A 9,105-nucleotide genomic window follows, 5' to 3' on the forward strand; every position below is an offset into this window, starting at 1 on the left:
AAGCACCAAACTCGATTCCAATCTATGGACGACAAGATATTGAGCCTGTACGCGAAAGGCATGACCACACGTGAAATCGTCGCAACGTTCAAGGAAATGTATGATGCTGATGTCTCGCCAACGCTGATATCAAAGGTGACCGACTCGGTGCTCGAGCAAGTGATTGAATGGCAATCGCGACCTCTCGACGAGATTTACCCTATCGTCTATCTCGATTGCATCGTGGTTAAGGTGCGTCAAGACAAGCAAGTCATCAACAAAGCAGTCTATCTTGCGCTAGGCGTCAACATGGAAGGCCAAAAAGAACTGCTCGGTATGTGGCTCTCTGAAACGGAAGGTGCCAAGTTCTGGCTCAACGTGCTGACCGAGCTTCAAAATCGTGGGGTAAAAGACATTCTTATCGCTTGCGTTGACGGACTCAAGGGCTTTCCTGACGCCATCAACACCGCGTTCCCAGAGACGCAAATACAGCTCTGTATCGTCCACATGGTGCGAAACTCGGTCAAATACGTCCCTTGGAAAGACTACAAAGCGGTGACGGCTGACCTGAAGAAAATCTACCAATCAGCCACAGAAGATGAGGCACTGCTCGCTTTAGAGCAGTTCTCTGAACGATGGGATAGTAAGTATCCTCAAATCAGTCGCTCTTGGACGGCGCATTGGGACAACCTCAACACCCTGTTTAACTACCCAGAGGATATTCGCCGAGCCATTTACACGACTAACGCCATTGAATCCCTCAACAGCGTTATTAGAAAAGCGATCAAGAAGCGCAAGCTCTTCCCAACAGATGAATCAGCTCGAAAAGTGATCTACCTGGCTATCCGAGATGCTTCCAAGAAGTGGACGATGCCGATTAGAAACTGGCGACAAGCTCTAAACCGCTTTATGATTATGTTCGAAGACCGACTCACTGAATACATGTAACCCCGACAGTTACACAGAATTATTTACAGGGTCCGATAATAAAGTCCATTTATTACACTTGTCTTTAGCGTTAATTAATAGTCAGGGCGCGAGCATACCTTGGTTAATTGATAAACCAAAGAACACTTGTGCTCTGTAATCGTTACACCAACCCGCTTGTTTGTGTCTTTGGCTTGGCGCACCGCACTCACATTGTTTTGGCCTATTAGATCATAGTTGCTAACAAAGCGCGATACCGCCCTGAATCAACTGTTAAGATCTTGGTTTGGTGTCTAAATGACATGTAATGCCATGTAATCAATAACTTAGTATATAGCAGCAAATTATAGTTGGTTGAAACCGTAATCTATTTATGGGATCAGCTTATTAATTATCATATTTGGTAAGTTCTGAAATGTTGTTTTTCAGAATGGGGTTCAATTTAATAAATGAAAATACTTTTTGAGTTGCATATTAAATTTATTCAATAAATTGAATTTAAGTTGGTGCTATCGATGACCGTAGGGCTCTCGTTGCGAGGGATAGATCTGCCGTTTGAGAGTAAAGGCAAAGGATAATGAATCCTTTGCCTAATTCATGTTGGCTTATTTACTTAGGACGATGGATATCGAGACTGGTACGGACGTGGAAATCGAGATAGAACCTACGGTTTCCGCTAGTTTTTTCAGGTTGTCTTCCGGAATGGCAAAGTCTAGGGCATTGATGATCATTGGCTGGCTGGTTGAAACAGATAAAATGTCATTGGTTTTTATGACATTGACACTTGTCGTTATTTCCTTTGTTGTACCCATTAACGTTATTGACAGTGGGATACTCAATCGTGATATGTACTGATCACTGGTGAGTACCTCCTCTGGTACTTTGGCGATGACTTCAGCGTTTGGATAAGCGTCGGTTTTGAAAAATAATTGATTCAAACGCTCATCTCGAATAGGGATGCCAGTGTTGATCTGAGTTAAAGGAACCCTTGCTTTAAGCGTTCCTGTTTCGTCAACCATGCCTTGTATGTGGTTGATGACTGCTGACTCAGCAATATACTGTTTTTTAATCGTAGCAAAACTAATGGTGGAGAGTGTTTCATCGATTGTATAAAGTGGGTCAGCTTGTGAATTGAAAGCCAAGGTGAGTAAGGTAACGCCGTACACAAAGTTTTTCATTATTACTTCCTTCTATCAGATAGTTTTCTATTTTTGATTAACTATCAGACAATTAGCAATAATCGAAATGTCAGTGTTTACCGAATTAATACTAAGTATTTTCTCTTACTGTAAGTTTGGATAAATGGCTTAGAGTTTTCTGCGCAATGCGGTGTCTCGCTAGCAAACCGAGCAGCCCAGCGCGGGCTGCCCGATATAATTTACAGGTAGCGACTTCTTAAGTGAGCTTGGAAATGCTGGGCGTTTAAGGTTTCCCCCGTGGCCTGTTTTACTAGCTCGTCAGTTGTCAACAAGCTTCCCTTACTCCAAATGTTGTCTGATAGCCAAGTGAAGATAGGAGTTAGATCACCGCTTCGAATTGCAGTATCCACATCAACCGTTTTCTGCATCGCAGCCATAAACTGCGCTGCGTACATGGCTCCCAGTGTGTAGGATGGGAAGTAACCAAAGGCGCCATCTGTCCAGTGAATGTCCTGCATACAACCATTCTTATAATTGTTCTCTGTTGAGAGACCAAGATACTGCTGCATCTTCTGATTCCATAGCTCAGGCACATCGGTATGTTGGATATTGCCGTTGATTAGGTCACGTTCAATTTCATATCGAAGAATTACGTGAGCAGGGTAGGTCAGTTCGTCAGCATCAACACGGATAAAGTCCTTTTTCACTCGCGTGTAAAGCTTATGGAAGTTCTCCTGAGTGAATAGCGAGGCATCATGGCCAAGGAAGTTTTTAGCGGCCAATTTCGACAAATGGGCGATAAAGGGTTCGCTTCGTCCAACCTGCATTTCAAAGAACAGAGATTGAGATTCATGAATACCCATTGAACGCGCTTCACCTGAAGGTAAACCAGCAAGCGCTTTTGGCAAGCCTTGTTCATATCGAGCATGGCCAGTTTCATGAACAATTCCCATCAGTGATTGAACAAATTCACTTTGGTCATATCGAGTCGTAATGCGTACGTCGCTTGGAACACCACCACAGAATGGATGAACACTTTCATCAAGTCGACCATGGTTGAAGTCAAATTGCAGTAGTGACATCACTTCTAGCCCCAACGCTTTCTGCTGATGGGGGTCAAAGCGTCCGTGCGGCTGGATGAACTGCTCCGTTGCCTGTTTATCGATGACTTGGTTGATTAGATCAGGTAGCCATGTTTTGACATCACTAAATAATTGGTCGAGAGAAGCGGAACTGGTGCCTGGTTCGTAGATATCTAGCATCGCATCGTAAGGAGAAAGACCGTTCGCCTCGGCGCGGATTTGAGCCTCTTCTTGAGACAGTTTTACGACTTCTGCCCAGTTTTTCTCAAAACCATTCCAATCGTTTTCACCTCTTTGGCTACGCCAAGCATGTTCACACTTTGAACCAGCTAATGACTTCGCTTGAACCAAGGCCTCCGGCAAGACGTTGGCTTGCTGCCACTGACGTTTAAGTTCACGTAAGGTAGCGGATTGCTGTGCATCTAATGCTTCATTTTCCGCTTCAGAGAACCACTCTTCGAGCTGTGGTTGAGTATGCAGGCCATGAATATGAACTGACAACTCCGCCATGGCTTCAGAACGTGCTTGGTTACCCCCACTAGGCATCATTGCTGCCTGATCCCAGCCGCAGATAGCGGCTAAGTGGTTAAAATGAGAAATCTTTTTAGAATGTTGGACTAACTTATTGAATGCACTCATTGAAATGCCTTCCTTGACCTTGGAAATAGAACGTCAGTTTACCAACCATTAACAGTGATACCAAGCAGTGATCATGTCAGATGTTTTCGAGATCAATACTATTCTCTGGCAAATTAGGACGGAAATAGGTAGTTTGAAGACAAATAGTTAGGAGGATGGATCCCGTGTTTATTGAAAACTTTGAAGCGTTTGTCATCGCTATCACCATATTAACACTCACACCGGGTTTGGATACTGCTCTGGTTATCCGCAATACCTCGCGCGCGGGATTTGTGGATGGCTCGATAACCAGCGTTGGTATCTGTAGTGGTTTGTTTGTACACGCGTTATTTTCAGCGGTTGGGATCTCTGCGTTATTAGCTCAATCCGCGGAGTTGTTCGGCTTCATTAAAATGTTGGGAGCAGCATATTTAATATGGTTAGGAATCAGTAGTTTAAAGACGGTTATGGGTAAACAGCAGGGTATGGAGTTTAAAGAGGGTAAGGATCAATCCCTCCGCGTTCGTCGTTCACTGCGTGAAGGCTTTTTGTCCAATGTCCTTAACCCGAAAACGGCGGTTTTTTATCTGGCTTTTTTACCCCAGTTTATCGACCCACAAGGCTCACCATTGCTGCAATCACTATTCATGGCAAGCATCCACTTTGTCATCGCCATGTGCTGGCAATGTGGCTTAGCTGGGGCATTAACCAGTGCAAAAACGTTGTTAAAAAGTCCTCGTTTTATGAAGTGGATGGAAGGCACGACGGGGGCTGTGCTTATCCTATTAGGGGCAAAACTGATTGTTGAGGACACAACACTTTAGTTGTGCCTAATTGCTGGTGTAGGTGTTATTGATGTTCAATGCCACGTCAATATTGTCCAGTAGAGTATCGACCACGTGGGCATCTAAGTGACTACCCCGACAGCGCTTTAGTTCTGTGATCACGTCTTCTATCGGCCAAGCTGGCTTGTAACAGCGTTCATGGGTTAATGCGTCAAAGACATCTGCAACAGCAATGATTCTTGCCTCTATGCTAATTTCATCGCCTTTTAACCCTTGAGGATATCCACTCCCGTCGACTTTTTCGTGGTGTTGATGGGCGATAGTCGCAGCAGTTTGAAGAATCTTCCTTTTAGATCCAGCAAGTATGTTGTGACCGATAGCTGAGTGAGTTTTCATCACTTGCCATTCTTCGCTATTGAGCTTTCCTGGCTTGAGTAAAACAGAATCTGGGATGGCAATCTTTCCGATGTCGTGCATTGGCGCGGCTTGGCGTAATACGTTGGCTTTTTCTTCTGAATAACCGAGTAATAGGCACAATTCATAACTGAGCTCCGACATCCTCCTTACGTGATTTCCTGCTTCTTGCGAGCGCGACTCAACCACATCACCAAGGCGGTAAATGAGTTCTCCTTGCGTATCAATGATCTCCTGACTAAGAGAGAGATTCTCGAACGCGAGACTGACGCTGTAAGAAAAAAGAGTGAGCAACTGACTTTCCAGTTTGGTGATTTTTCTAGCGCCTTTTAGATAGAGCAGGCTCACTGCTCCTGAACTGGTAGAGAAGTAACCAACGAATACATCACCATCGATAATACTGGCTTGTTTTTCAATAGCACTATTTAGATAGCGACGAGTGGTAGGGTCTAATTCTTCCTTTTTATCACCAATTTGAGCCAAGATTTTATATTGATTATTCGATTGGCACAGTGTGGTTAGGCCGCGTACCGAGACCAACATGCTTTGGTCATTCATACGCAGTAAAGAGAGTACCTGCTTTAAAATTCCACTCGAGAAGGTTTGCAAAGTATGTTGTTGAAATATCACAGAAGTGGACTGAATTACGCGTTCTAGCCCCATGCGATAATTAATTTCCATCTGTTTTGCATTTTCGATAGTAACGATATCTCGATAGGAACGGATGGCAGTCAGTACCGTGGTAAATAGCTTTTGGCTGGTCAGTTCGGTTTTTTCTTTATAGTCATTGATATCGTAGTTGGCGACCACTGATTGCTCAGGTGCTTGTCCTGGCTGACCAGTACGTAAAACGATGCGTGTTTTGTGATTTCCTAAGTCTTCACGAGTCCAGCGTGCGACTTCAAGTCCCGCATCATCGGTTTCCATCACAACGTCGAGAAATATCAAGGCGATGTCGTCATAGGTAGAGAGTTTTTCTTTTGCCTCTGCTCCAGAATACGCATGGATGAATTCGAGTGGTCGGTTATCAAGTTTAAAACGTTTAAGCACCAATACGGTCACTTGATGAATATCTGCCTCATCGTCAACAATCAAGACTTTCCAAGCAGGTAGTGTGGGTTCATCCATTTCCCTGAGCAGCTCTAGTGGCATATCAGCTTCCTTGCTAATTTAAAACGTATGTGGCGCCTGTTAACTAGGACGGTTCCTCTTATGGGTATAGGAAAGAAAGGAATCAAATACAAGTTGAGTTAACGGGCACTGCATGGAGACAAGGATCTCGTCCAGATATTGACGAAGATTGAATTCTCTCAGTTCGACAGAGCTCTCAGAATAGGGTGAATTGGCATAAATCTAGAAGAAATGAGGTAGGGAGGCTCTAACAGTACAAGCATAGAACATCAGGCGAAAGTTTAGGGGGCAGCCAATCATTCTTGTCTATTTAGCAGTGACGACAGCGGAGTTCAGTGAGCGATGATAAAAAGGGCAAGCCGATTGGCGGCTTGCCGATGTACAAAAGGTTAAACGACGTGTTGAGGCTTTTGAACGAGGTTGATTGCGGAGTCAAAGTAACGTTTGGTCTCTTCAATCACAACCTGACGCAGCGCGATCAGTCCGATCAAATTCGGAATCGCCATCAGGCCGTTGACGATGTCTGCGATTATCCAGATCATGTCGAGTTGCAAGAATGCACCTGACGCCACTAAACAGACGAAAACAATCTTGTATGGCCATACTGCTTTGGTACCAAAGAGGTATACGACACAGCGCTCTCCGTAGTAGTTCCAGCCTAAAATGGTCGTGAAAGCGAAGAACATCAAGCCAATAGAAACCAGCATTGGGCCAAAAGTTTGTGAGTTCAGGCCGACGGCAAAAGCGTGTGTTGTCATCGCCGCACCAGCGAAGTCACTTTGCCATGCTCCCGTAAGAATCAACGCCAGACCTGTCATCGTACAGATGATGATTGTGTCGAAGAAGGTGCCTGTCATTGAAATAAGACCTTGCTTGACACAAGAGTCAGTTCTTGCTGCCGCTGCCGCCATGGGTGCACTACCAAGGCCGGACTCATTAGAGAACACACCACGAGCGATTCCAGATTGAATTGCCAGCATGATACTTGCGCCTAGGAAGCCTCCCGTTGCAGCCGTTGAAGTAAAGGCAGAAACGAGCACTAGTTCGATCGCATCAAGCAATTTATCTGCATTGGTGATAATCACACTTAAACAGGCAACAACGTAGAAAAGTGCCATCGCAGGGACGACTTTACCCGCGACGCTAGCGATAGATTTGATGCCGCCGATCGTCACAAATGCTACTAATAAAGTCAGTAGGCTCGCTGATATTTCGCGTGAAACGCCAAACGATAATTCACTTGCGTCAAGAATGGCATTGACTTGTGGGAAGGTGCCAATACCAAAACAGGCAACACCCAGTGCAAATACCGCGAACAAAACGGCCAGAGTTTTGGAACCAACGCCGTACTGTAAGTAGTACATTGGGCCACCAATCATCTGTCCCTTGTCGTCTGTTTGGCGGTATTTTACGGCGAGTAAACATTCTGCGTACTTGGTTGCCATACCAAACAGAGCCGCAAGCCACATCCAAAAAAGGGCACCAGGCCCGCCAAGTTTGATTGCTGTCGCGACACCGACGATATTACCAGTGCCGATTGTTGCCGAAAGAGCTGTACACAAAGCAGCAAAACTAGAGACGTCGCCCTGTTTGCCAGAGTCATCTTTGCTAAAAACGAGTTTCAAAGCGGTTGGAAGGTGTCGAAACTGCAGTAAGCCGAGGCGAAAAGTGAAGTATATCCCAGTACCAACCAGCAAGATTAAAAGCGGTGGGCCCCAGACAAAGTTGTCGATTGTTTTTAGTAAAGATTGCAGGTTATCCATGATTTCCCCTTAAGTGATAATGCTTATTTAAGGAGAAGAGGGAAAGCACAGAGATCAGGGATCTCTGATTAACTACAGGCAGAAAAGCGGTGTAGTAGGTTAGATCTTTCCACTCCTCTGTCCTTTTGCCTGAGAGTTTCACTTTACTTGCGTAAAGCTTGCTCCTTCGGCGACCGATTTAACGGTTCTCTCCAGAGGTTCCTCCAACTACAGTCCTCGCTACCTAAATAGCACCTGAAAGATTTACTTCTTCGGTAGGTTATTTTATGCAAATGTTAACATTTGGTAAATAACCGCTCTCCTGCAGTCTTCATCGGAACAATTGCTCAATTTAAGAGCAAAAGTTGGTCGATAGCACTGTTCGCTGTCGACGTGTGAACTTTATCATTATTTTGATGTAATTCAATAACAGAATTGCATGTTTTTGATCGATTTTATTATCGAGATAAGTGTGGGTTTTAATGATCTTATTGTGTCATATTGACTCTTGTTTGATGGTGTCAATATGACTTTATTGCTGGGAGTGGTGATTCTAATTTGTTGATTTTGTTAAAGTTAAATCATGGCAAGAGAAATGCAGTATGGAGCTTGAACTACTATAAGATGATCCAAGTGAGGTCGATATGTCTGCTCAACCAAGCCAAATAACATTCAAAAAGTTACTAACATTTTCCAATGTCGCTCTGACTCTTACCTTTGTGGCGTTGATATTTAGTGTGCTGATTTGCTACCCATATGCGCACCACTTCACTTTGAGTGAACAAATCGCCGCCCATATTAGTACGATAATTATTGCTGCCTTGTTAAAGGTAAGTTACGTGACACGCTGCTTAGCGCAGTACAATCTAGGAATGGAAGTGAGATAAGACCAATAAAAAAATAGCGCCGTTTAAGGCGCTATAATCGAGATTAGAAGTAGTTTGCGTCTACAAGTTCACTCACTTTCACCGCTTTCACTTCTTCACGCGCTTCTAACCATGCTAAAACTAGAGCTTGATGTTCTTCAGTCGCATCAGCATAGCGTTGGTTACAGCATAGGAAACCTTCGAAGAGTTCTAAGCCGCCACCACCAAAGCAGAGACCTAGTCCATCGATGTAGTCGATGAAGTCATCAACAAATGCATCGTATCGATCAAAATCATTGATGTTTGTTTCGCAACTCAGTTCAAAACCTTTCATTGCAAACTCGCCTAAATAGCTGATCCTAATTATGCTTCACTTTTTGTACTCCATGACCACCGCTGGGAAACGATGAAATGTTATCCAT

8 protein-coding genes and 2 riboswitches are annotated in these 9,105 nt (G+C 44.3%); of the genes, 3 read left to right on the plus strand and 5 right to left on the minus strand.

Annotation, left to right across the window (positions count from 1 at the left end):
• Positions 1–927, plus strand: a 927-nt coding sequence (locus tag ACQEXR_RS19275; protein ID WP_427020946.1) for an IS256 family transposase, incomplete at its 5' end; no start/stop codon positions are given.
• Positions 928–1,511: 584 nt separating this feature from the next.
• Here ACQEXR_RS19275 and ACQEXR_RS19280 read toward each other — a convergent pair.
• Together ACQEXR_RS19280 and ACQEXR_RS19285 are read right to left on the minus strand one after the other, a co-directional pair.
• Positions 1,512–2,084: a YceI family protein gene (locus tag ACQEXR_RS19280; RefSeq protein ID WP_426950602.1), complete on the minus strand. Its 573-nt coding sequence runs from the start codon at positions 2,082–2,084 to the stop codon at positions 1,512–1,514.
• Positions 2,085–2,284: 200 nt separating this feature from the next.
• Entirely contained in the window at positions 2,285–3,766 is a 1,482-nt protein-coding gene (locus tag ACQEXR_RS19285; RefSeq protein ID WP_427020947.1) for a carboxypeptidase M32, read from the minus strand.
• Between the two features lie 164 nt (positions 3,767–3,930).
• On the opposite strand from ACQEXR_RS19285, the gene ACQEXR_RS19290 reads away from it, so the two are divergent.
• Positions 3,931–4,569 carry a LysE family translocator gene (locus tag ACQEXR_RS19290; RefSeq protein WP_427020948.1) on the plus strand — a complete coding sequence of 213 codons (639 nt, stop codon included), beginning with the start codon at positions 3,931–3,933 and terminating at the stop codon, positions 4,567–4,569.
• 6 nt (positions 4,570–4,575) lie between these two features.
• On the opposite strand, the gene ACQEXR_RS19295 is transcribed toward ACQEXR_RS19290, so the two are convergent.
• Entirely contained in the window at positions 4,576–6,096 is a 1,521-nt protein-coding gene (locus ACQEXR_RS19295; protein ID WP_426950606.1) for an HD domain-containing phosphohydrolase, read from the minus strand.
• Between the two features lie 368 nt (positions 6,097–6,464).
• Positions 6,465–7,838 carry a sodium:alanine symporter family protein gene (locus tag ACQEXR_RS19300; protein ID WP_331416972.1) on the minus strand — a complete coding sequence of 458 codons (1,374 nt, stop codon included), beginning with the start codon at positions 7,836–7,838 and terminating at the stop codon, positions 6,465–6,467.
• A 114-nt stretch (positions 7,839–7,952) separates the two neighbouring features.
• Positions 7,953–8,036, minus strand: a riboswitch (glycine riboswitch).
• A gap of 2 nt (positions 8,037–8,038) precedes the next feature.
• A riboswitch (glycine riboswitch) is annotated at positions 8,039–8,152 on the minus strand.
• A gap of 309 nt (positions 8,153–8,461) precedes the next feature.
• Here ACQEXR_RS19300 and ACQEXR_RS19305 point away from each other — a divergent pair.
• Complete coding sequence (locus ACQEXR_RS19305) at positions 8,462–8,704, plus strand: hypothetical protein (protein ID WP_427020949.1); 243 nt, start codon at positions 8,462–8,464, stop codon at positions 8,702–8,704.
• 43 nt (positions 8,705–8,747) lie between these two features.
• Here ACQEXR_RS19305 and ACQEXR_RS19310 read toward each other — a convergent pair whose 3' ends face one another.
• Complete coding sequence (locus ACQEXR_RS19310) at positions 8,748–9,050, minus strand: 50S ribosome-binding protein YggL (protein WP_427020950.1); 303 nt, start codon at positions 9,048–9,050, stop codon at positions 8,748–8,750.
• Positions 9,051–9,105 lie beyond the last annotated feature (55 nt).

Source organism: Vibrio sp. TRT 2004 (assembly GCF_050113735.1).
In the GTDB taxonomy this organism is placed as follows: domain Bacteria; phylum Pseudomonadota; class Gammaproteobacteria; order Enterobacterales; family Vibrionaceae; genus Vibrio.

Bases quoted from the DNA above. Each gene is read 5' to 3' on its own strand.
- ACQEXR_RS19280 (WP_426950602.1), bottom strand. From the start codon at position 2,084: ATGAAAAACTTTGTGTACGGCGTTACCTTACTCACCTTGGCTTTCAAT.
- ACQEXR_RS19285 (WP_427020947.1), bottom strand. From the start codon at position 3,766: ATGAGTGCATTCAATAAGTTAGTCCAACATTCTAAAAAGATTTCTCAT.
- ACQEXR_RS19295 (WP_426950606.1), bottom strand. From the start codon at position 6,096: ATGCCACTAGAGCTGCTCAGGGAAATGGATGAACCCACACTACCTGCT.
- ACQEXR_RS19300 (WP_331416972.1), bottom strand. From the start codon at position 7,838: ATGGATAACCTGCAATCTTTACTAAAAACAATCGACAACTTTGTCTGG.
- ACQEXR_RS19305 (WP_427020949.1), top strand. From the start codon at position 8,462: ATGTCTGCTCAACCAAGCCAAATAACATTCAAAAAGTTACTAACATTT.